The 20,158-nt window shown below is 69.2% G+C and carries 19 protein-coding genes; 10 read left to right on the top strand and 9 right to left on the bottom strand.

The genetic code is table 11. The features are described from left to right. Positions 1-573: 573 nt before the first annotated feature. Together ACX9GQ_RS20600 and ACX9GQ_RS20605 are read left to right on the top strand one after the other, a co-directional pair. Complete coding sequence (locus ACX9GQ_RS20600; protein WP_459631474.1) at positions 574-2,547, top strand: peptidoglycan DD-metalloendopeptidase family protein; 1,974 nt, start codon at positions 574-576, stop codon at positions 2,545-2,547. Between the two features lie 33 nt (positions 2,548-2,580). Further along, a complete protein-coding gene (locus tag ACX9GQ_RS20605; RefSeq protein WP_459631475.1) occupies positions 2,581-3,498 on the top strand; it encodes an AEC family transporter in 918 nt (305 codons plus the stop codon). Here ACX9GQ_RS20605 and gluQRS read toward each other — a convergent pair whose 3' ends face one another. After that, on the bottom strand, positions 3,499-4,383 hold the full coding sequence (gene gluQRS, locus ACX9GQ_RS20610; RefSeq protein WP_459631476.1) for a tRNA glutamyl-Q(34) synthetase GluQRS: 885 nt from the start codon (positions 4,381-4,383) through the stop codon (positions 3,499-3,501). It lies immediately after the preceding gene. A 71-nt stretch (positions 4,384-4,454) separates the two neighbouring features. Here gluQRS and ACX9GQ_RS20615 point away from each other — a divergent pair, with 71 nt between their 5' ends. The 3 genes from ACX9GQ_RS20615 to ACX9GQ_RS20625 are packed head-to-tail and all read left to right on the top strand — an operon-like array spanning position 4,455 to position 6,246. Further along, positions 4,455-5,126, top strand: a complete 672-nt coding sequence (locus ACX9GQ_RS20615; RefSeq protein ID WP_459631477.1) for a DNA-3-methyladenine glycosylase family protein — start codon at positions 4,455-4,457, stop codon at positions 5,124-5,126. Next, complete coding sequence (locus tag ACX9GQ_RS20620) at positions 5,123-5,791, top strand: alpha/beta hydrolase (RefSeq protein WP_459631478.1); 669 nt, start codon at positions 5,123-5,125, stop codon at positions 5,789-5,791. The genes ACX9GQ_RS20615 and ACX9GQ_RS20620 overlap by 4 nt, the downstream gene beginning before the upstream one ends. A gap of 17 nt (positions 5,792-5,808) precedes the next feature. Beyond that, on the top strand, positions 5,809-6,246 hold the full coding sequence (locus ACX9GQ_RS20625; protein WP_459631479.1) for an acyl-CoA thioesterase: 438 nt from the start codon (positions 5,809-5,811) through the stop codon (positions 6,244-6,246). A 6-nt stretch (positions 6,247-6,252) separates the two neighbouring features. On the opposite strand, the gene ACX9GQ_RS20630 is transcribed toward ACX9GQ_RS20625, so the two are convergent. The 4 genes from ACX9GQ_RS20630 to ACX9GQ_RS20645 form a co-directional block, all read right to left on the bottom strand. Further along, on the bottom strand, positions 6,253-7,146 hold the full coding sequence (locus ACX9GQ_RS20630; protein ID WP_459631480.1) for a DMT family transporter: 894 nt from the start codon (positions 7,144-7,146) through the stop codon (positions 6,253-6,255). A gap of 3 nt (positions 7,147-7,149) precedes the next feature. Further along, positions 7,150-7,557, bottom strand: coding sequence for a (deoxy)nucleoside triphosphate pyrophosphohydrolase (locus ACX9GQ_RS20635; RefSeq protein ID WP_459631481.1), 408 nt, complete (start codon positions 7,555-7,557; stop codon positions 7,150-7,152). A 4-nt stretch (positions 7,558-7,561) separates the two neighbouring features. Further along, positions 7,562-8,803: a bifunctional glutamate N-acetyltransferase/amino-acid acetyltransferase ArgJ gene (gene argJ, locus ACX9GQ_RS20640; protein WP_459631482.1), complete on the bottom strand. Its 1,242-nt coding sequence runs from the start codon at positions 8,801-8,803 to the stop codon at positions 7,562-7,564. Between the two features lie 77 nt (positions 8,804-8,880). Then, positions 8,881-9,705 carry a peptidylprolyl isomerase gene (locus tag ACX9GQ_RS20645; RefSeq protein ID WP_459631483.1) on the bottom strand — a complete coding sequence of 275 codons (825 nt, stop codon included), beginning with the start codon at positions 9,703-9,705 and terminating at the stop codon, positions 8,881-8,883. Between the two features lie 300 nt (positions 9,706-10,005). Here ACX9GQ_RS20645 and secA point away from each other — a divergent pair, with 300 nt between their 5' ends. Further along, the gene (gene secA / locus ACX9GQ_RS20650) at positions 10,006-12,804 is read left to right on the top strand and encodes a preprotein translocase subunit SecA (RefSeq protein ID WP_459631484.1); all 2,799 of its coding nucleotides are present in this window, start codon (positions 10,006-10,008) and stop codon (positions 12,802-12,804) included. Positions 12,805-13,015: 211 nt separating this feature from the next. On the opposite strand, the gene ACX9GQ_RS20655 is transcribed toward secA, so the two are convergent. From ACX9GQ_RS20655 to ACX9GQ_RS20665, 3 genes are all read right to left on the bottom strand, one after another. Further along, positions 13,016-14,458: a L,D-transpeptidase family protein gene (locus tag ACX9GQ_RS20655; protein ID WP_459631485.1), complete on the bottom strand. Its 1,443-nt coding sequence runs from the start codon at positions 14,456-14,458 to the stop codon at positions 13,016-13,018. 135 nt (positions 14,459-14,593) lie between these two features. After that, complete coding sequence (locus ACX9GQ_RS20660; RefSeq protein WP_459631486.1) at positions 14,594-15,547, bottom strand: acetyl-CoA carboxylase carboxyltransferase subunit alpha; 954 nt, start codon at positions 15,545-15,547, stop codon at positions 14,594-14,596. Positions 15,548-15,681: 134 nt separating this feature from the next. Further along, a complete protein-coding gene (locus ACX9GQ_RS20665) occupies positions 15,682-16,410 on the bottom strand; it encodes a methyltransferase domain-containing protein (RefSeq protein WP_459631487.1) in 729 nt (242 codons plus the stop codon). Positions 16,411-16,532: 122 nt separating this feature from the next. Between ACX9GQ_RS20665 and gloB the strand changes: the two genes are divergently transcribed. Genes gloB through ACX9GQ_RS20680 form a run of 3 tightly spaced genes read left to right on the top strand, consistent with a single transcriptional unit; the run spans position 16,533 to position 18,517 of the window. Beyond that, on the top strand, positions 16,533-17,300 hold the full coding sequence (gene gloB / locus ACX9GQ_RS20670; protein ID WP_459631488.1) for a hydroxyacylglutathione hydrolase: 768 nt from the start codon (positions 16,533-16,535) through the stop codon (positions 17,298-17,300). 18 nt (positions 17,301-17,318) lie between these two features. After that, positions 17,319-17,759, top strand: coding sequence for a cupin domain-containing protein (locus ACX9GQ_RS20675; protein WP_459631597.1), 441 nt, complete (start codon positions 17,319-17,321; stop codon positions 17,757-17,759). A gap of 5 nt (positions 17,760-17,764) precedes the next feature. Next, complete coding sequence (locus tag ACX9GQ_RS20680; protein ID WP_459631489.1) at positions 17,765-18,517, top strand: GNAT family N-acetyltransferase; 753 nt, start codon at positions 17,765-17,767, stop codon at positions 18,515-18,517. Here the strand turns inward: ACX9GQ_RS20680 and yddG are convergent. Further along, positions 18,496-19,419: an aromatic amino acid exporter YddG gene (gene yddG, locus ACX9GQ_RS20685; RefSeq protein ID WP_459631490.1), complete on the bottom strand. Its 924-nt coding sequence runs from the start codon at positions 19,417-19,419 to the stop codon at positions 18,496-18,498. The genes ACX9GQ_RS20680 and yddG overlap by 22 nt on opposite strands. A gap of 157 nt (positions 19,420-19,576) precedes the next feature. On the opposite strand from yddG, the gene ACX9GQ_RS20690 reads away from it, so the two are divergent. Beyond that, complete coding sequence (locus ACX9GQ_RS20690) at positions 19,577-20,116, top strand: hypothetical protein (protein ID WP_459631491.1); 540 nt, start codon at positions 19,577-19,579, stop codon at positions 20,114-20,116. Positions 20,117-20,158 lie beyond the last annotated feature (42 nt).

A 20,158-nucleotide genomic window follows, 5' to 3' on the forward strand; every position in this document is an offset into this window, starting at 1 on the left:
CACAGCATCACACCCAACGCAAACACCCCTCACCCGACCGAAGCCAGGTCAACATCAGACCCGATGTCCAGAAGATGCCTGCAGGGCGCGCCGACCGTTGGTCCCGGGCGGCGTCGCCGTGTGTGAGGCGTATATAGATCCGCCCGATCAGCCCTGTCAACACGCTTCGAAAAAAAACTTCTCGGCGTCCGTTTGGGCAGGTCTTGCCCAACGGTGCAGCAGGCTCCCTCTGCCACGGCCCCGCCAGGCCGAAGGCTGCCTGATCCTCCGCAAGCGATATGCCAATCTGATGACAGCGTGGACCGCCAACGCGGCGGCAAGGGAACGGCACCGCAATCTTCGTCTCTGCAGGACGGTCATCAGGGGCACCGGCCCCGCCCCAATGACGCCACCATGTTCAAGGCATAAGGACCGGGCGTCGTTGACGGCACCCCGCCCTGCCGGCAAGGTGATCCGGGCTTCCTGGTATCGCCTGGCTGCTTCGGAAGCCGCGTCCGCCATCACTGTCGAGCTCGTCGCCCAACGCCCATGTCCCTGCCGCGTGGCACTGCCCCAGCGCCCTTCGCCGTTCCCTTGAGGACGACCGGCGCCGGCATCGATCTCGGCCTCGAGCCGCCGCTCGACCGCAGTGGCGGCGAGGCGCGCGGCGACCGGCGTGCGCTGAGCATCCGGTGGCTGACGGCCACCGTCCTCACGGGCCTCTTCGGCGCCGGCCTCATCGGCTCCGCGATCATCGTCTCCCTCGACTCCGAGCTGTACTTCGCAGAGCGCGGCCAGCTGGCGGTCGGGTCGACGGGACGGCCCGTGTCGCCGGACCGGTCGCCTCGGCGGGGCGACAGGCTGTTCGTCGCGACGGACATCGTCTCCGCGAAGCAGGCCTTCCGCACGCCCACGACGATCCGCATCGGCGACCGAGAGATCGTCAAGACGAAGCCCTTTGTCCGCGTTGCGACCAACCTCGCGCTGAGCACGATGGGCTTTGCCGAGGACGTGCCTGCCTTCAACCCTATGAAGCTCTACGCGGCGGGGGGCGATACCGGCGAGCGGGCGCCGGAGCTCGAGGCCAACGAGGGCGACGCCGAGGTGTCGGTGCAGCGCAAGCCGCTCGCCGGGTACTCGGGGGCACCGGACTCGGGCGCCGCCCTCGGACTGGACATGGTGCTCGCGCAGGTCATCGAGGAGCGCAAGGCCGCCCTCGCGGCCGGCCAGCGTCCATTGGGCATCCCGTCCCAGATGATGCTGATGCGCGCACTCACCACGCCGAAGTTGCAGGACGAGACCCCCGCGAGCCAGCCGGGCATCTCGTTCTCCACGATGCAGGTGACGTTCGTGCCCGAGAACGTCACCACGCGCGAGAAGTCGCCGCCGACGGAGAAGCAGCAGGTCGCAAGCGGCCCCGACGAAAAGCTTGCCACCATTCGCCGCGGCGAGACCATCGAGCAGGTGCTGCGCACCAACGGTGCCACGGCGCCTGAAGCCCGTTCGGCTCTGGTCGCCCTCGGAAGCAAGCTCAAGGACACGCCGCCGCGCGAGGGCCAGCGCCTCAAGCTGCTCTTCGGCCCCGCCCCGGAGCGCAAGCAGAACCCGCTGCTTCGCGTGATGCTCTACGACGGCGAAACCGTCCTCGCGATCGCTGCGGTCAACGACCGCAACGAGTTCGTCCCCGTCGCGGTGCCGCAACAGGAGACGGTCGCCAAGGCCTCGGACGAGGACGAGGGCGAGGAGGACGAGGACGAGGGCTCGGGCCTCCGGCTCTACCAGAGCCTCTACGAGACGGCGTTCAAGCACGACATCCCGAAGTCGATCGTCGACCAGATCGTCAAGGTCGCCTTCTACGACTTCGACCTGCAGCGCCGCGTCTCCGGCGGCGACAGCATCGAGATCTTCTACGGCGAGGACGACGAGGGCGACGGGCGGCCCGAACTGCTCTATGCGAGCCTCTCGGTCTCCGGCACCGTGCGTCGCTACTATCGCTTCGCACCCAGCGAGGACGGCGTCATCGACTTCTTCGACGAGGGCGGCAAGTCCAACCGCAAGTTCCTGATCCGCAAGCCGATCGCCGAGGGCCAGCTGCGCTCCACCTTCGGCATGCGGTACCACCCGATCCTGCGCTACTCGCGCATGCACACCGGCATCGACTGGGCCAACCGCATCGGCACGCCGATCATCGCCGCCGGCGATGGCCGGGTGCGCAGCGCCGGCTGGGACAGCGGCTATGGCCGCCGCGTCGAGATCGAGCACGCCTACAACTTCGTCACGACCTACAACCACATGTCGGCGTTCGCGAAGGGCATCCGGGAGGGCGTTCGTGTGCGCCAGGGCCAGGTCATCGGCTATCTCGGCAACAGCGGCCTGTCGACCGGGCCCCACTTGCACTACGAGGTCATGATCAACGAGAACTTCGTCGATCCGCTCGCCGTCAAGGTTCCCCGCAACAGGGACCTCGACGAACGGCAGGTTGCGGCTTTCAAGCGCGAGAAGGACCGGATAGACGAACTCATCCGCAAGGCACCCACGGCCACGCGGATCGCCGAGCGGGCCCGCTGAGCCAGCGCCGGCGTCCCCCAGGCGCCGGATCGAATGCTCCACGTCCTCTCCATCGTCCTGCCGATCTTCGGTCTGATCGCGCTCGGCTTCGCGGCGCGGTTGACCGGGCTCGTCTCGGATCGAGCCGGCGAGGGCCTGTCCGAGTTCGTCTTCACGATCGCCGTGCCCGCCCTGGTGTTCAAGACGCTCACGGCCGCGGAGCTTCCGGACGCCCAGCCCTGGGGCTACTGGATGGCCTATTTCAGCGCCGTCACCATCGTGTGGACGACGGGCAGCCTCGCCGCGACGCGGCTGTTCGGGGCCACCCGACAAGAGGGCGTCGTGGTGGGCTTCTGCTCAGCGCAGGCCAATACCGTCTTCGTCGGCGTCCCCCTCATCCTCGAGGCCTATGGAGCGCCGGGCGCCGTGCCCCTGTTCCTCCTCATCGCCATCCACCTGCCGATCATGGTGGCCGTCGGCAGCCTGCTCACCGAGGGCAGCGGCGCGGATCTGAGAAGGCTCGCCCGCCAGCTCGCGACGAACCCGCTCCTCGTCGGCATCGCCGTCAGCGTGGCATGGCGCCTGACCGGGTGGCCGGTCGGCGGCGCCTTCAAGGACGTGATCAACGCCCTTGCCAGCGCTGCGGCGCCTTGTGCGCTCTTCGCCATGGGCATCGCGCTGCGCCGCTACGGTCTTGCACAGCAGCCCCGGCTGGCGGCGACGATCACCGGGCTCAAGCTCATCGTGCACCCGGCGCTCGTCTACCTCCTCGCCTTCCACGTCTTCGCGATGCCGCCCGTCTGGGCCGGCGTCGCCGTGCTTTTCGCCGCCGCGCCCTGCGGGCTCAATGCCTACCTCTTCGCCGAGCGCTACCGCACGGCCGTGGGCGTGACGGCCAGTGCGATCACGCTTTCGACCGCCCTGTCGATCGCCTCCACCGCATTCTGGCTCGCAGTTCTCGGCACGCGCTAATCAGGGATCAGGGGCCGGCAGGCCCACGGCCCGCCGCACGTCGACCGGTGTCCATCCGGCCGCCCGCAGGTCCCGCAGCGCCGTCGATCCCGCGCTCTTGGCGAGCTTCTGCCCGTCCGGGCCGAGAAGCAGGCGGTGGTGGCAGTAGAGCGGCGTCGGCAGGCCAAGGAGGGCCTGCAGCAGGCGGTGGAGATCCGTGGCGGGCTCGAGGTCTCGTCCCCGCACGACATGGGTGACGCCCTGGGCGGCGTCATCCGTCACCACGGCGAGATGGTAGCTCGTCGGGACGTCGCGGCGTGCGAGCACGGCGTCACCCCACCGGGCCGGGTCGGCCCTGCGCGGCGTCGGGGCGAAGGTATCCTCGGCGAGCGCGATCCACGGCAGCGGCCCGGGAACAGCCGCCATGGCGGCATCCATGCGCAACCTCCACGTATGGGGCTCGCCCGCTGCCGCCCGCGTCTCGGCGGCGGTCTCGTCGAGAAGAGCGCAGGGCCCGGCGTGAAACGGCGCGCCGTCGGGATCCCGCGGCCACGCCGTCCCGCTCGCTTCATGCTCGGCCACGGCCCGTGCCGTGAAGCCGCGGCTGCAGAAGCACCGGTAGACGAGCCCCCGTTGCCGCAACTGGCCGAGACGGCCGCTGTAGACCTCCATCCGCGAGGACTGGCGCAGCACCGGTTCCTCGGCCGCGAATCCGAGCCAGTCGAGATCTTCGAGGAGGGCGGCCACATAGGTCTCCCTCGAGCGTTCGGGGTCGATGTCCTCGATTCGCAGGAGCAGGCGGCCCGCCATCCGTCGGGCGGCATCCGCGTTGAGGAGGGCGGACAGCGCATGCCCGAGATGCAGGAATCCATTCGGGCTCGGCGCGAAGCGGAAGACGGGTTGCATGCGCGGGAGCCGCGGTGTCCTCTGTCGGCGGTTCGGCAGGGGCAGCCAAGCATCACGGGAGGCCGTCGTCCATGATCGATTGCGATGAGGCGCTGGACCGGGCCCTCGCCGAGGTCGTGCGCATCGACCCGCACCTCGACCGTCTCATGGCGATCGGAGGACGCCCGCCCTTGCGCAAGCGCGATCCCGGCTTCGAGGGGCTTGCCGCCATCGTCGTCGCCCAGCAGCTCTCGACGGCCAGCGCGTCGGCGATCTGGCGGCGCGTGAAGCTGCGCTTCGACACCGTCACGGCGGCGGCCATCCTGGACGCCACGGATGACGACCTGCGGGCCTGCGGCCTGTCGAGCCCCAAGGTCCGGACGCTGCGGGCCTGCGCCGAGGCCGTTGCGTGCGGAGCCGTCCCGCTTGACCAGCTCCATGCCATGGAGGCCGGAGAGGCTCACGGGCACCTCGTCACCGTGCGCGGCATCGGGCCGTGGACGGCGGACATCTACCTGCTCTTCTGTCTGGGCCACCCGGATGCCTTTCCGGCAGGCGACCTTGCCCTGCAGGAGGCCGTCCGGATGGGCTACGACCTGCCGTCGCGACCGACGGCGAAGGATCTCGACGAGTGGTCCCAGCGCTGGCGTCCCTGGCGGGGCGCCGCGGCCAAGCTGCTCTGGGCCTATTACGGGGCCTGCAAGAAGGGAGCAGGGCTCCCGATCGTGCCGGGGCCCGAAGGGGAAGGAAGGGGCGCGGCATGACGGCGACCCTCGAAGGTCCGCGCCGGCCGGCACAATCGGGCCGCGTCCGCTCGCTCGTGGTGCTGGTGCACGGCTACGGCGCCGACGGCAATGACCTGATCGAACTGGCAGACACCTGGGCCGGGGACCTTCCCGACACGGCGTTCGTCGCGCCGCACGCACCGGAGCCTTGCGGCATGGCACCGATGGGCCGCCAGTGGTTCGCCCTGGAGCGCCGTGACCCGCATGAGGTTTGGCAGGGCGTGGTGGCCGCGCGGACGACGTTCGACCGATTCCTGGACACGGAACTTGCGCGCTTCAACCTGGACGACACAAGCCTCGGCCTCGTCGGCTTCAGCCAGGGCACGATGATGGTTCTCCACGCCGGCCTGCGGCGCGCCCGCGGACCTGCCGCCATCGTCGGCTACTCGGGCCTCCTCGCCGGGCCGCAGTACCTCGCCGGCGAGTTGACGGCGCCTGCGCCAGTCCTGCTGGTCCACGGTATGGAGGACGAGGTGATCCCGTTCGGAGCGCTCACCATGTCGGTCGCCGCGCTGGCCGGTGCGGGCGTGCCCTGCGAGTGGCACGCGTGCCCCGGTCTCGGCCACGGCATCGACGAGGACGGGCTTCGCCACGGCGGCGCCTTCCTCGCAAAGTCCTTCGCCGGCGGCGAGGCGTCACGCTGAAACCGGAGAACGACGCCATGTCGGGCAAGCCCCACCGAACCACCCGCGCCGACTACCGTCACGTCCTGCCGATCACGACCCGCTGGTCGGACAACGACGTCTACGCGCACGTCAACAACGTGGTCTACTACGGCTGGTTCGACACGGTCGTGAACCGCTGGCTCGTCGAGCGCGGACACCTCGACATCGCCGCGAGCCCCATCGTCAGCCTCGTGGTGGAGACGTCCTGCACCTACTTCGAGAGCGTTGCCTTCCCGGAGACCGTTCACGCAGCGCTCGCCGTCGAGCGACTCGGGTCGAGTTCGGTCACCTACGCCATCGGCATCTTCCGGGAGCACGGCGATCAGGCGGTGGCGCAGGGACGGTTTGTCCATGTCTGCGTCGACCGGGCGACGCAGCGGCCGGTCCCGCTGCCTGCGAGGCTGAGAGACGACCTGCAGGCGCTGTTGCGCTGACGCGGGTCAGGCCGCGCGGGGCGCCACCGAGACGATCCACACACCCGCCAGGATGATGGCCGCGCCGACGGCCTCCCGCAGCCCGACCGATTCCCCCAGGAACAGGATCGCCAGGAGCGAGGCCCAGACGGGCAGCAGGTAGCCGATCATCGCAGCCCGCGTGGGGCCTGCCTTCTGGATCAGCGACATGAAGATCGTGATCGGGATGGCCGTGGCCACAAGCCCCAGGGCCAGCAGCGCGGCGGCGTTGTCGACGAGGCTCGGGATCGCGGCCGAGCCGACGAGCAGGATCGCCAGTACCACCGAGAACAGCGCGGACACGGTCTGCTGCCCCAAGGCGAGCCGCGACGACTCGATGTGGTTGAGGTTGCGGGCGTAGATGTTGCCGACGGCATAGCTCAGCGACACCCAAACCATCGCGCCGATGCCGAGCGCGCCGCCCGTGGAACCGGCCAGCGCGGAAGGCCCGATCAGGACGGCCATGCCGACGAACCCCACCGCGACGCCGGCCGCCCGCTGCAGCGTCAACCGCTCCTCGGCGAAGGCGAAGTGGGCGAGGATCGCCACCATGATCGGGCCGGAGGCCTGGATCATGCTCGCCAGCGCCGCACTGATCTCCGAGACGGCATAGGCGGTGAGAACGTTCGGCATCCAGCCGTTGAGCGTGCCGAGCACCAGCCACGGCACCCGCTCCTCCCGCCGCGGCACCGGCGAACGCCCGCCGAGGAGGAACCAACCCGCGATGGCCACGGCCGCGATGGAAGCTCGGCTCGCGGACACGACCCATGGCGAGACGGTCACGGCCAGCTTCATGAACAGAAAGCCGGAGGACCAGAGCATGGAACAGGCGATCAGCCGCGACAGGATCCAGCCGCGCGAGAGGGATGCAACCGGTTGCACGGCTCAGGAGCCGCCGACGAGATCGATTAGGGGCGGGATCAGGGGCTCGTCCGCGGGCGGCATGGGGAACTCGCGGAGCTTGTTGGGACGCACCCAGCGCAACGCCTGGTGCTCCTTGGCCACCACGGTTCCCTCCCAGCGGCGGCAGACCCACAGCGGCATCATCAGGTGGAAGTCGTCATAGGCAAAGCTGGCGAAGGTGAGCGGAGCGAGGCAGGGTTCCTTCACCGTGATGCCCAGTTCCTCGTGCAACTCCCGGATGAGCGTTTCCTCGGGTCGCTCGCCGGGCTCCATCTTGCCGCCCGGGAACTCCCACAGCCCGGCCATGGCCTTGCCCTCCGGCCGCTGCGCGATGAGCACGCGGCCGTCTGCGTCGATGAGCGCGCAGGCGACGACGAGAAGGAGCTTCATCGGCTCAGCTCCGGTAGTCGCCGTTGATCTCCACGTATTCCTTGGTGAGGTCGCAGGTCCACACCGTGAAGCGGCCGCCGCCGAGGCCCAGGTCGACCCGGATGTCGATGTCCTGGCCCTTCATGTAGGCCGAGACGGTGGCCTCGTCGTAGGACGCGTCGCGCGCCCCCTCGACGGCGACCCGGTGCGGGCCGAACCAGATCGCGAGCCGGTCGCGGTCGGCAGGCTCGCCGGCCTTGCCCACGGCGGCCACCACGCGGCCCCAGTTGGCGTCCTCGCCGGCGATGGCGGTCTTGACCAGCGGGCTGTCGGCGATCGACTTGGCGATGCGCTTGGCGGAGGCGTCGCTCTCGGCCCCCGTCACGGTCACCCCGACGAAGTGACGGGCGCCCTCGCCGTCCTTCACCACCTGCTGCGCGAGGTCCAGGATGACGCCATGCAGCGCGGCGCGGAACGCGGCGAGGCGCGGATCGGCCGGATCGTCGATGCGCGGGCACCCGCGCGCCGCCGCCTTTCCGGTGGCGAACAGGATCAGGGTGTCGGATGTCGAAGTGTCGCTGTCGACGGTAATGGCGTTGAATGTCGTCTCCACGCTCGCAGACAGCATGGCCTGCAGAACGCCCGCGCCCAGCGGCGCATCGGTAAAGACGAAGGACAGCATCGTCGCCATGTCGGGCGCGATCATCCCCGCGCCCTTGGCGATGCCGGCGATGTGCACCGGCGCCCCGCCGAGGTCCACGGTGGCCCCTGCCCCCTTGGGGAAGGTATCCGTCGTCATGATGGCCCGGGCGGGCTCGATCCAGGCGCCCTGGCTCGCCCGCCCGGCACAGTCATCGAGGACGCCCTCGAACTTGCCGGCGTCGAGCGGCTCCCCGATCACGCCGGTCGAGGCGAGGAGGATCTCCGTCGGGCGGCATCCCAGCGCCGCGGCGGCGATGTCCGCCGTCCGCGCCACGGCCTCGGCCCCCTTGCGGCCCGTGAAGGCGTTGGCGTTGCCGGAGTTGACGACGAGGCCGCGCGCCCGGCCCTGCTTCAACGCGGCGCGGCACCAGTCGACCGGCGCCGACGGGCAGCGCGACTTCGTGAACACGCCGGCCGCCTCGGTGCCCTCGTCGAGCACCGCCAGCATCACGTCGGTCCGCCCCTTGTATCGGATGCCGGCCGCCGCGGTCGCGAAGCGGACGCCCTCGATGCGGGGCAGGTCCGGAAAGGCGGCGGGAGCGAGCGGGGAGACGGCGTGCGCCATCGGGGGAACTCCGGAAAGGCGGAAGGTAGAGGACGGAAGGCGCCCGGACGGAGCACCTTCCGGATCGGTGAGGCGGCTTACTGCTTCTTCACTTCGCCCGGGTTGTCGAGGCGCTCGACCTTGCCCTTGGCGCGCAGCGCCATGATGAGGTCGCTCTGCGCCTTGCGGGACAGGTACTGCTCGACCTGGTCCTTGACCTCCTCGAAGGTGGGCAGCGGCTTGTTGCGCAGCTCCTCGAGCTTGATCACGTGCCAGCCGAACTGACTCTTCACGGGCTCGGAGATCTCGCCGGGCTTCAACTTGAAGGTCGCCTCGGCGAACTCGGGCACCATCCGGTCCTTGGTGAACCAGCCGAGGTCGCCGCCGTCCTTGCCCGAACCGGGATCCTTCGAGACCTCGCCGGCCACCTTGGCGAAGTCCTCGCCGCCCTTCACGCGCTTGGCCACCGCCTTCGCCTCGTCCTCCGTGGGGACGAGGATGTGGCGGGCATGCGCCTCCTGCTCGGGCGTCACCGACTTGATGCTCTCCTCGTAGAGCTTGCGCGCCGCCTCGGGCGTGACCGCCTTCTTGGCCTCCTGCGCCACGTACTCGTCGAGCAGGAGCTTGTCCTGCATGTAGGCGAGCTTCTTCTCGAAGTCGGGGGTCTTGTCGATCTTCGCCTCGCGGGCGGCGCGGGCCACCAGCTTCAGGTCGGCGACGAAGCTGACGAGGAAATCCCGCTTCTGCTGCTCGGTCGCCTGCGCCGGCAGCTGGCCGGCCAGCTCCTCGGCGGCGAAGGAGAGATCCTGCTCGGTGATCGGGATGCCGTCCACCTTGGCCACCACCGTGTCGGGCCCGGCGGCGAGGGCCGATCCGGCGATGAGGACCGCGGCCGTCGCGGCAAGGAGGGCGTTCTTCAGCATCAGGAAGCTCCGGTACGGGAGGGCGGCCCGGCGGCGCCGGGTCTGCGGTTGCGCCGACTCATATTGACCCGCAGCCCGCGACGCAACGCGCCGCCCGCAAAGTTGAACGCGGCGGCAACGATTGTATCGCGGGCGTCGCGTCACCATGTCCGGGAGGGCGGTCGAGGCGTCTGGCCCGTGGCAACCGGGGCCGCAATCCCCCGTGCGTCCGGCTGCGGATGGCGTTATAAGCCCGTTCGAACAGGCCAAACGAGACAGCCGGCGGCTCCCTCGCCGCCCGACGAAAAAGGTTTTCCGAATATGTTCGGCGCACTTGCCAAGAAGGTCTTCGGCTCGTCCAACGACCGCCGCCTCAAGACCTACCGGCCCCGGATCGCGGCGATCAACGCCCTGGAAGGCGAGGTTTCGGCCCTTACGGACGACCAGCTCCGCGCCCGGACGCAGGAATTCCGGGACCAGCTCGCGGCCGGCAAGACGCTCGACGACATTCTCGTACCCGCCTTCGCCACCGTGCGCGAGGCCGCCAAGCGCACCCTCGGCCAGCGCCACTTCGACGTGCAGCTGATCGGCGGCATGGTCCTCCACGAGGGCTCGATCGCCGAGATGAAGACCGGTGAAGGCAAGACCCTCGTCGCCACGCTGCCCACCTACCTCAACGCGCTCGCCGGCAAGGGCGTGCACGTGGTGACGGTGAACGACTACCTCGCCCGCCGCGACGCCGAGTGGATGGGCCAGATCTACCGCTTCCTCGGGCTCACCGTCGGCATCATCGTCCACGGCCTCGACGACGAGGAGCGCCGCGCGGCCTACGCCTGCGACATCACCTACGGCACGAACAACGAGTTCGGCTTCGACTACCTGCGTGACAACATGAAGTACGAGCTCGGTCAGATGACCCAGCGCGCGCACAACTTCGCCATCGTCGACGAGGTGGACTCGATCCTGATCGACGAGGCACGCACCCCGCTGATCATCTCCGGCCCGCTCGACGACCGGTCCGACCTCTACAACGCGATCGACGGCCTGATCCCGAAGCTCGGCAAGGGTGACTACGACCTCGACGAGAAGCAGCGGGCCGTCTCGCTCAACGAGAGCGGCAACGAACGCATCGAGGAGCTTCTGGCCGAGGCCGGCCTTCTTCAGGAAGGCTCGCTCTACGACGCCCAGAACGTGACGCTCGTCCATCACGTCAACCAGGCGTTGCGCGCCCACACGCTGTTCCAGCGCGACAAGGACTACATCATCCGCAACGGTGAGGTCGTCATCATCGACGAGTTCACCGGCCGCATGATGCCCGGTCGCCGCTACTCCGAGGGGCTCCACCAAGCCCTCGAGGCCAAGGAGAAGGTGCAGGTCCAGCCCGAGAACCAGACGCTGGCCTCGATCACCTTCCAGAACTACTTCCGCCTCTACAAGAAGCTCGCCGGCATGACCGGCACCGCCGCGACCGAGGCGGACGAGTTCCTCGACATCTACAAGCTCGAGGTCGTCGAGATCCCGACGAACGTCTCCGTCGGCCGCATCGACGAGGACGACGAGGTCTACCGGACGGGTCTCGAGAAGTTCAAGGCGATCGTCACCGAGATCGAGGCGGCGGCCGAGAAAGGCCAGCCGCTGCTCGTCGGCACGACCTCGATCGAGAAGTCGGAGATGCTGGCGGAGTTCCTGATCCAGCACGGCTACAAGCTGCTGGACTTCACCAACCCGAACGCGATGGAGCCGCTCTACAAGGCGGCCCGGGAAGGCAAGCCGTCCAAGCACTTCGCCGTGCTGAACGCCCGCTTCCACGAGCAGGAAGCCTTCATCGTCGCGCAGGCCGGCGTGCCGGGGGCCGTCACCATCGCCACCAACATGGCGGGACGCGGCACGGACATCCAGCTGGGCGGCAACGCCGAGATGCGCATCCGCCACGAACTGGCCTCCCTTCCGGAAGGGGAGGACCGCGACGCGAAGGCGGCCGCGATCCGCGCCGAGGTGGCGGAGCTGAAGAAGAAGGCCCTGGGCGCCGGCGGTCTTTACGTCATCGGCACCGAGCGGCACGAGAGCCGCCGCATCGACAACCAGCTGCGCGGCCGCTCCGGTCGACAAGGCGATCCGGGCCGGTCCAAGTTCTTCCTGTCCCTGCAGGACGACCTGATGCGCATCTTCGGCTCCGACCGCATGGACGGGATGCTGCAGAAGCTCGGCCTGAAGGAAGGCGAGGCCATCATCCACCCGTGGATCAACAAGGCCATCGAGAAGGCGCAGCAGAAGGTCGAGGCCCGCAACTTCGACATGCGCAAGAACATCCTCAAGTACGACGACGTGATGAACGACCAGCGCAAGGTCGTCTTCGAGCAGCGTCGCGAGTTCATGGCCGAGGACAGCGTCCGGGCGACCATCGACGACATGCGCCACGGCGTGGTCGACGACGTGGTCGCGCGCGCGATCCCCGAGGGCGCGTATCCGGAGCAGTGGGACCTGGAGCGCCTCGACGAGGACGTGAAGCGCTTCCTCGCGCTGGACCTGCCGGTAGCCGACTGGGCCAAGGAAGAGGGCATCGCCGACGAGGAGATGCGCGAGCGCATCAAGAAGGCGGCCGACGAGGGCTACGCTGCGCGCATCGAGAAGAACACCCCCGAGGTGATGACCTACATCGAGAAGCAGGTCCTGCTTCAGATGCTGGACCACCTCTGGCGCGAGCACCTCGTGACGCTGGACCACCTTCGCCAGGTCATCGGCTGGCGCGGCCTCGCCCAGCGCGACCCGCTGAACGAGTACAAGCAGGAAGCCTTCGAGCTCTTCGACGGGCTGATCACCCATCTGCGCGAGCAGGTGACCGGCCAGCTGATGCGCGTCGAGGTGATGTTCCAGCCGCCCGAGCCGCAGCTGCCGCCGATGGAGGCCCACCACATCGACGCCTCGACCGGGCTCGACGAACTTGCGGGGCTCGACGTCAACGCGCGTGCAGCCATGGCGCTGGGCTTCTCCCCCACCGCCGAGACCGCCGTCGCGCGCGACCCCAACGACCCCTCGACGTGGGGCCGCGTCGGCCGCAACGAGGCGTGCCCCTGCGGATCGGGTAAGAAGTTCAAGCACTGCCACGGCCAGTACGCCTGAAGCAGGCAGATCGACCGGCGCGGCTGCGCGCCGGCATGACAACTGGCGTGGGATCGGTGGATCAGGGACCGGCCAGTGCCGGTCATTGGCAGCCGCGGCGACACGTGGGCCCGTCTGGCCGTGCGCGACCCGTCCGCCCGAACCGCAGCACAAAGGAAAACGGCCTCCCGGAAGGAGGCCGTTCCCGTTTTCAGGTGCTGATGGGACTGCGTCAGCGGGCCGGAGCCATCGCGACCTTGTCGTTGACCGAGCCGGACATCTGGCGGCGCGGCGGCAGAGGCACGCTCGCCGGCGCAGCCGGGGTGCCCGTCGTCTCGGGGGCGGGCGCATCGCCCGACCCGAGCCCGAGCCAACGCTTGTAGAAAGGCCGCTCCTCCCCGGCCGTGGCCGGGCGGGAGGTCGGGGCCGGTGCAGCAGCCGTCTCCGTCGACGCAGCCTGAGGCTTGCTGCCGAAGAAGCTGCCGATGGCCTGCAGGGCGCCCCCCGAGGACGACGGCGGTGGCGCGAGGGCGACCGCGGGCGAGGCCGGAACTGGCGTTGCCGTCGCGGCGGGCGCCGGTGCAGCAACCGCAGCCGAGGCGACCGCCGCCGGCTTCGCCACCTCGCGCGCCTGGTCCTTGCGCTGGCCCTTCTCGTCGACGTGGTACTCCTCGACCATCGCGACCGCTTCCGGACGGCTCACCTCGCCGAGGTTCTTCACCTCCTGCTTCGTGAACACGGCCGTACGGCCGTCGCTGTCGGAATAGGCCATGGCCGACGCGCGGAACGACGGATGCTGGCTGCCGTCCGCATACTGGATCCGCGTGGCCGGAGCGCCGCGGCTGACCAGCTCGGCGACCTTCTGCTCGTCCGCCCGGTTCTTGGCGGAGACGGCAGATGCAATCTCGGTGTCGACGGTCAGGGGCGGGCACGCCGCGGTCGGGTTCAGGCGGCCGGAGGCGGACGTGTTGAACACGTACTTCGACCCGCAGTAGTCGACCCGCGGCTCCTGCTGGGTGACCTCGAAGTGGTCGTTGCCTTCCTTCAGGTTCTTCCAGAAGGGCATGTTCGGGTCATGACGGAACCGGGCGAGGTTCTCGGCCGTCATGCGGAACGGATAGGACTGGAACTGGACCGCCTTCTGCCCGCCGTTGAAGGCCTCGCGCATGATCGCGTAGATCTCTTCGATCTGGTCGTTCGTCATGGCGAAGCAGCCGCGCGACGAGCAGGTGCCGTGCACCATGATGTCTCCGCCGGAGCGTCCCATCGCCCGTTCCATCGGGTTCGGGTAGCCGACGTTGAACGACAGCCAGTAGGCCGAGTTCGGATTCATCTGCGAGGCGGTGACCGTGTAGAAGCCCTCGGGCACCTGCCGGTCGCCCTCCTTCTTCTTCGGCCCGAGCTGGCCGGACCAGCGGCACACCGGGTAGGTCTTGAGGTGGACGTAGCGCCCTTCCGAGTTCTGCTTCCAGACCTCGATCTCGGATTCCTTCTTGTAAGCGCGCACGAGGACCGGCGCCGACCGCGTCGTGTCCTTCTTCACCATCAGCGAGAGCGTGTCGCCGGGGATCGGAGCATAGGCCCGCGCCGGGATGCGCCCGGACTCGGAATTGCAGCCCGCGACGAGAACGGCGGCGGCAGTGGCGAGAGCGAGGCGGCTGATGAGATGTGCCATGCGATGTCCTTGCGACCCAAGGCCGAGACTCACCCTCGGATTTAGGTCCCTCATCCTTTCCCGAACCTTACCGTCAAAATCGGCACGGTTCAAACATGGTCAACCAAGGGTTAATAAACGCCCCTTCACTAAACCCTAGGTCTTTCGCCCGATGGCGAGGAACTTCTGGGCGCGCCGCTCCCGCACCTGATCCCGCGACAGGCCCGCAAGGTCGGCGAGAGCCGCCGCAACCGCATCTCCCGTGGCGGCGATGGCCCCGGACGGGTCGCGATGGGCGCCGCCGGACGGCTCGGCGATCACGCCGTCGATGATGCCGAACTTCAGCAGGTCCTGCGCGGTGATCTTCATGTTGGTGGCGGCGTCCTGGGCGCGGCCCGAATCGCGCCACAGGATCGAGGCCGACGCCTCCGGCGACGCCACCGTATAGATGGCGTGCTCCAGCATCAGCACGGTATTGCAGCTGGCAATCGCCACGGCTCCTCCGGACCCGCCTTCGCCCAGCACGACGGCCACGTTGGGCGCGCCGAGCGCGAGGCAGGCCTCGGTCGAGCGGGCGATGGCCTCCGCCTGGCCGCGCTCCTCGGCGCCGATGCCGGGGTACGCCCCCGCCGTGTCGACGAAGCTCAGCACGGGCAGGTCGAACCGGTCGGCGAGTTCCATCAGGCGCACCGCCTTGCGGTAGCCTTCCGGCATGGCCATTCCGAAATTGTGCTTGAGGCGGGTTTCCGTGTCCGACCCCTTCTCCTGGCCGATCACGCACACTGCCTGGCCTCGGAACCGGCCGAAGCCGCCGATGATCGCCTCGTCCTCGGCAAACTTCCGGTCGCCGGCCAGGGGCGTGAACTCCTCGATGAGCCCATCGAGATAGTCGCGGAAGTGAGGACGCATGGGGTGGCGGGCCACCATGGTCTTCTGCCACGGCGTCAGCGCGGCATAGAGGTCGCGCAGCTGCTGGACCGCCTTGGCCTCCAGCGCCTCGATCTCCTTGGCGAGCGCCGGCGAACCGCTGCTCTCGGCGACGGACCGCAGTTCGTCCGCCTTGGCCTCGAGTTCTGCGACGGGCTTTTCGAAGTCGAGGTAGCTGCGCATGGAGCTCTTCACCGGGCGACGGGGCCCGCACGTGCAACGGATCCCCGGACGGAACGGCGCGGGGGCGGCGGCGGATAAGTGACGGTTCGCCTTCGCTTAGTCAAGCGACCGGCCCCCTCGGCCACGCTTTCGCTTCAGCTTCCCGGGGCGGGGACCAGCACCGGCGCCATCCTCAGCCCGGCCCGGCGCAGCGGGCGGACGGCCACCGGCCTGTACAGCGTCTTGCTCGCCTCGATCACGTGGACGCCGGCAAAAGGCAGCGACAGCGTCGTCCCCAGCCGCTCCCAGGCCACCGCCGACGTCAGGAAGAAGCGGCGCGGGATGGGCGGCACGTAGAGGGCCTCGGCCCAGTGCACCGGCGAGAACAGCGCGTCCCGCAGCACGCGGGTCAACTGGCCGCGGGAGAACGGCTGCCCCTGGCCGAACGGCGTGGTGTCCATCCGGGCCCACAGCCCGCGGCGGTTCGGCACCACGACGATCATCCGCCCCCCGGGCGTCAGGATCCGCCAGATCTCCGAGAGAAGCTCGCCCGGGTGCTCGTCCGTCTCCAGGGCGTGGACCACGAGGACGCGATCGATGCTCGAATCCGGCAGCGGCATCATGTCGAGGTCGGCGAGCGCCGTGGCCGATGGCGCCGTGGCGGGCCAGTTCACGACCCCCTGCGCGGCGGGCATGAGCGCCAGCACGCGTTCCGCCTCGCCGAGGAAGCCGTCCAGATAGGGCACGGCGTAGCCGACGCCGAGCATCGCCTGCCCGGCCACGGTCTCCCAGCGGGTCCGGATGGCGCGCCCCAGCAGGCGGCGCGCGACGGCCCCCAGGTGGCTCGCGTAGAAGGTTCTCAGGTCAACGACGTCGGCATGCACCCGGCGAATTCCTCGTCGGCCCCGGCGGCCCGTTTCGCCATTGCAGGACAGCTTCCGGCAAAAGACAATGGCGCGACGTCGCGACAGCGACCCGCCCCTCCTCCAACCACAAGAGGCCGACCATGCCCGCCGCCGTCCGCCAGTTCCTGTGCGCGTCCGACAACTTCGGGGTCATCCTTCACGACCCCGCCACCGGCGCCACCGCCACCATCGACGCCTGCGAGGAGGCGCCCATCGTCGCGGCTCTTGACCGCGAGGGCTGGAAGCTGACGCATATCCTCGTCACGCACCACCATGACGACCACGTCGCGGCGGTTCCCGCCCTGAAGAAGCGGTACAACGCCGTGGTGATCGGCCCGGCGGCAGACGCCGGGCGCATTCCGGACATGGACGAGGGCGTCCGGGAGGGCGACCGGGTCAAGGTCGGCGCGCTCGAGGCGCGGGTCATCGAGACGCCCGGGCACACGGCGGGCCACATCGCCTTCCATTTCCCCGCCGAGCATCTGCTCTTCGCCGGCGATACCCTGTTCGCGCTCGGCTGTGGGCGGCTTTTCGAGGGTTCGCCCGCCGACATGTGGCGCTCCCTCGGCAAGCTCGCCGCACTGCCGGACGAGACGGTCGTCTATTGCGGCCATGAGTACACCCTGTCCAACGCGCGCTTCGCCCTCACGGTCGACCCGGCCAACTTCGCGCTGCAGGACCGGGCCGCCGAGGTCGAGCGGTTGCGGCAGGCGGGCCAGTTCACGCTGCCGACGACCATCGGCCTCGAGAAGGCGACCAACCCGTTCCTGCGCGCCGACGATTCGCAGGTCAGGAAGGCGATCGGATTCGAGGGCCGCCCGGCCGTCGAGGTGTTCGCCGAATTGCGCGAGCGCAAGAACCGCTTCTGACGAGCGAGCCGTCCCGTGCTGCACAACGATCTCTCCGCGGCGGACGTCGTCCGCCTGCTTGGTCTCGCGCCTCATCCCGAGGGCGGCTACTTCCGCGAGACGTTCCGGGACCCGGCGCCGACCCCGTCCGGCCGCGCCCTCTCGACGGCGATCTACTACCTGCTCGGCGCAGGCGACGTGTCCGAGTGGCACCGGGTCGACGCAGCCGAGGTCTGGCACTGGTATGCCGGCGGCCCGCTGGTGCTGACCGTGTCGCCGAACGGGCACGACGCGCAGGCGCTCCACCTCGGGCCGGATCTCCGGGTCGGGCAGCGACCGCAGGTCGTGGTGCCCGCGGGTCACTGGCAGAGCGCGACGAGCCTCGGGGCCTGGACGCTGGTGGGCTGCACCGTCGCGCCTGGCTTCGAGTTCGCCGGGTTCGAGATGGCGCCCCCGGGCTGGCGACCGGTGCCGCGGTGAGTCCCGTGGAGCCTGCCGGCGACATCGCGCTCGTCCGGGCGATCGAGGAGCGCTCCTTCAACGCCTGGCCCGCGCTGGAGGTGGCCGTCCTGGACGGATGGCTGCTGCGTTTCGCCGAGGGCTACAGCAAGCGGGCCAACTCGGCCAACGCGCTTGCCCCCACGGGACGCTTCGCGACCTTGCTGCCCCTGATCGAGACGCTGTACCGGCGCCACGGGCTCAAGCCCTGCGTGCGCATCACGCCGCTCGCCGGAGATGAGCCGGGCCGGGTCCTCGACGGCGCCGGCTGGACCTCCGTCGACGAGAGCGTCGTCATGGTCGCCCCGATGCCGCGCGGATTGGTCGAGCACGAGACTGCGTCGCTTTCGGCGGCGGCTGACAGGGCCTGGATCGACGGTTACGCAGAGGCCAGCGCCCGACCCGACCTGCGGCGCGACACGCTGGCGAGGATGCTGGCGGCGATCCGGCCCGAGGTCGTCTTCGCCACCCTGCGCGACGACGAGGCCGGCGTGGCGTACGGCATGGCCGTGCTCGAGCGCGGCATGGTCGGCCTCTACGACATCGCAGTACCGGCCGCGGCGCGCGGCAAGGGGCATGGACGCCGCGTCGTCGAGACGCTGCTCGCCTGGGGCCGGCGGCGCGGCGCTATGCAGGCGTACCTGCAGGTGACGACGGGCAACGCCACCGCGCTGGGCCTCTACCGATCGCTCGGGTTCCGGGAACTCTACGGGTACGACTACCGGCTGCCGCCGTCCTGAACGGCCGCGGCGGCCTCCCTGCGACGCCCCGTGAGGGATGCGATGGCCGCTCCGGCCACGATCAGCAGCGTCGCCAGGGCCAGGGACCACGTCGGAGCCGCGAAGCCCGTCGCGACGAGAAGCAGCGTCGAGAGCACGGGCGCGGCGTAGGAGGCGACGCCGAGCATCCTGATGTCGCCTCGCTTCACGCCATGGTCCCAAAGGTAGAAGGCGGCGCCGACGGGTCCGATTCCGAGACCGACGACGGCGAGCCACTGGGCCGCGCCGGCGGGCCAGACGGTCGTTTCGAAGGCGAGGTGGCAGGCAAGGGAAAGCGCGGCGGTGACGAGGCAGAAGCCCGTCACGGCGTCGGTGGGGACCTCGCCGAGGAGCCGGGACAGCACGGAGTAACCCGACCAGACGATCGCGCACCCGAGCGCCAGCACGAATCCCGGCGCATGGGCCGGGTCCAGGCTCAGCCCCCCGCCCTTGCCGGCGAACAGGGCCACGACGCCGGCGAGGCCCAGCATCGCGCCGACGAGATGCGGCAGTCGCAGCCGCTCGCCCGGCAGCAGGGAGGCGAAGACGACGATCAGCAGGGGCCAGAGATACGCGATGAGGGCGGCCTCTGCGGGTGGTGCCAGGCGCAGGGCTGCAAAGTAGAGCGCATGGTATCCGAAGAGACCGCCGACGCCCACGATCCAGACGACGGGCCGTTGAATGAGGTTGCGGATGGCCCTCGGCTTAAGAATAAAGGACACGCATCCCAAACATCCGCCGATCAGGAAAGTCATGGCCGCCAGTTGGAAGGGCGGAATTGTCCCGGATGCAGCCGTCATGAGGGCCAGTGCGGACCACAGCGCGATGGCGCCGAATCCGATGATTGTGGCGAAGCGTTGTTGAGTCTCGAATTGAGTCGACATAACCCTAGGTTGTATCCTTTGGATTTCTGAACTCAAGATGGCAACTCTTGACGATAATTGAGCACTGTCGCGATTGATGGCTGCATTCAAGTACCTTGCACGATTCGTTTCATGGGAGTACGCTGGATTAAATGCGGCAATGATTGGATTAACGAGCATGGCCCAAGCGAACGAGCAGACGCGTGAAGCGCTGATCCGCTTGCAAGACGAAATCTCGGCTCGCCTGTTCAGGGACAGTGAGGATTATCGCGTTCTCCTGGCGCTCCAGCAGGCCATCGGCTGGCTGGACCGGACGGGCCGCGTGGCCCCTCCACGGATCGAGGCGGAGGCGTCCGAGGCCGGACGCTCCCTGTCGGCGATCGACATGCTGGCCAACCTCGCCCGCGACGCCCGGGCGCTTCCCGGTCGCCGCGCCGAACCGCGCCCGCTTCCGACGGCCGAGTCAGGTCCCGTGAGCCAGCGCGACGTGGTCGCGATGATCCTGCGGGAGCGCGGGGAGCCCGTTCCGATCTCGGAACTGCTCGAATTGATGCAGATCCGCGGCGTGGTTGTCGGAGGGGTCCGTCCGCAGGGCAACCTGTCCTCCAATCTTTCGCAGGACAAGCGCTTCCGCCCGGTCCGCTACCGGGATCGGGCCTGCTGGTGGCTGGTCGACGAGCCCGTGCCGCCGCCGGCCCGAGGCCCTGAACTGACCTGACGGACCGTCCGTCAAGCGTCGACTGGACAGGAGCGGCAGATT

The organism is Alsobacter sp. R-9, from assembly GCF_054612375.1.

What these genes read in the sequence shown, in the direction of transcription:
- ACX9GQ_RS20635 (WP_459631481.1), bottom strand. Translation starts at nt 7,557, where the DNA reads ATGAAGCTCCTTCTCGTCGTCGCCTGCGCGCTCATCGACGCAGACGGC.
- argJ (WP_459631482.1), bottom strand. Translation starts at nt 8,803, where the DNA reads ATGGCGCACGCCGTCTCCCCGCTCGCTCCCGCCGCCTTTCCGGACCTG.
- yddG (WP_459631490.1), bottom strand. Translation starts at nt 19,419, where the DNA reads ATGTCGACTCAATTCGAGACTCAACAACGCTTCGCCACAATCATCGGA.
- ACX9GQ_RS20625 (WP_459631479.1), top strand. Translation starts at nt 5,809, where the DNA reads ATGTCGGGCAAGCCCCACCGAACCACCCGCGCCGACTACCGTCACGTC.
- ACX9GQ_RS20690 (WP_459631491.1), top strand. Translation starts at nt 19,577, where the DNA reads ATGGCCCAAGCGAACGAGCAGACGCGTGAAGCGCTGATCCGCTTGCAA.
- ACX9GQ_RS20660 (WP_459631486.1), bottom strand. Translation starts at nt 15,547, where the DNA reads ATGCGCAGCTACCTCGACTTCGAAAAGCCCGTCGCAGAACTCGAGGCC.
- secA (WP_459631484.1), top strand. Translation starts at nt 10,006, where the DNA reads ATGTTCGGCGCACTTGCCAAGAAGGTCTTCGGCTCGTCCAACGACCGC.
- ACX9GQ_RS20655 (WP_459631485.1), bottom strand. Translation starts at nt 14,458, where the DNA reads ATGGCACATCTCATCAGCCGCCTCGCTCTCGCCACTGCCGCCGCCGTT.
- ACX9GQ_RS20605 (WP_459631475.1), top strand. Translation starts at nt 2,581, where the DNA reads ATGCTCCACGTCCTCTCCATCGTCCTGCCGATCTTCGGTCTGATCGCG.
- gloB (WP_459631488.1), top strand. Translation starts at nt 16,533, where the DNA reads ATGCCCGCCGCCGTCCGCCAGTTCCTGTGCGCGTCCGACAACTTCGGG.
- gluQRS (WP_459631476.1), bottom strand. Translation starts at nt 4,383, where the DNA reads ATGCAACCCGTCTTCCGCTTCGCGCCGAGCCCGAATGGATTCCTGCAT.
- ACX9GQ_RS20620 (WP_459631478.1), top strand. Translation starts at nt 5,123, where the DNA reads ATGACGGCGACCCTCGAAGGTCCGCGCCGGCCGGCACAATCGGGCCGC.
- ACX9GQ_RS20615 (WP_459631477.1), top strand. Translation starts at nt 4,455, where the DNA reads ATGATCGATTGCGATGAGGCGCTGGACCGGGCCCTCGCCGAGGTCGTG.
- ACX9GQ_RS20645 (WP_459631483.1), bottom strand. Translation starts at nt 9,705, where the DNA reads ATGCTGAAGAACGCCCTCCTTGCCGCGACGGCCGCGGTCCTCATCGCC.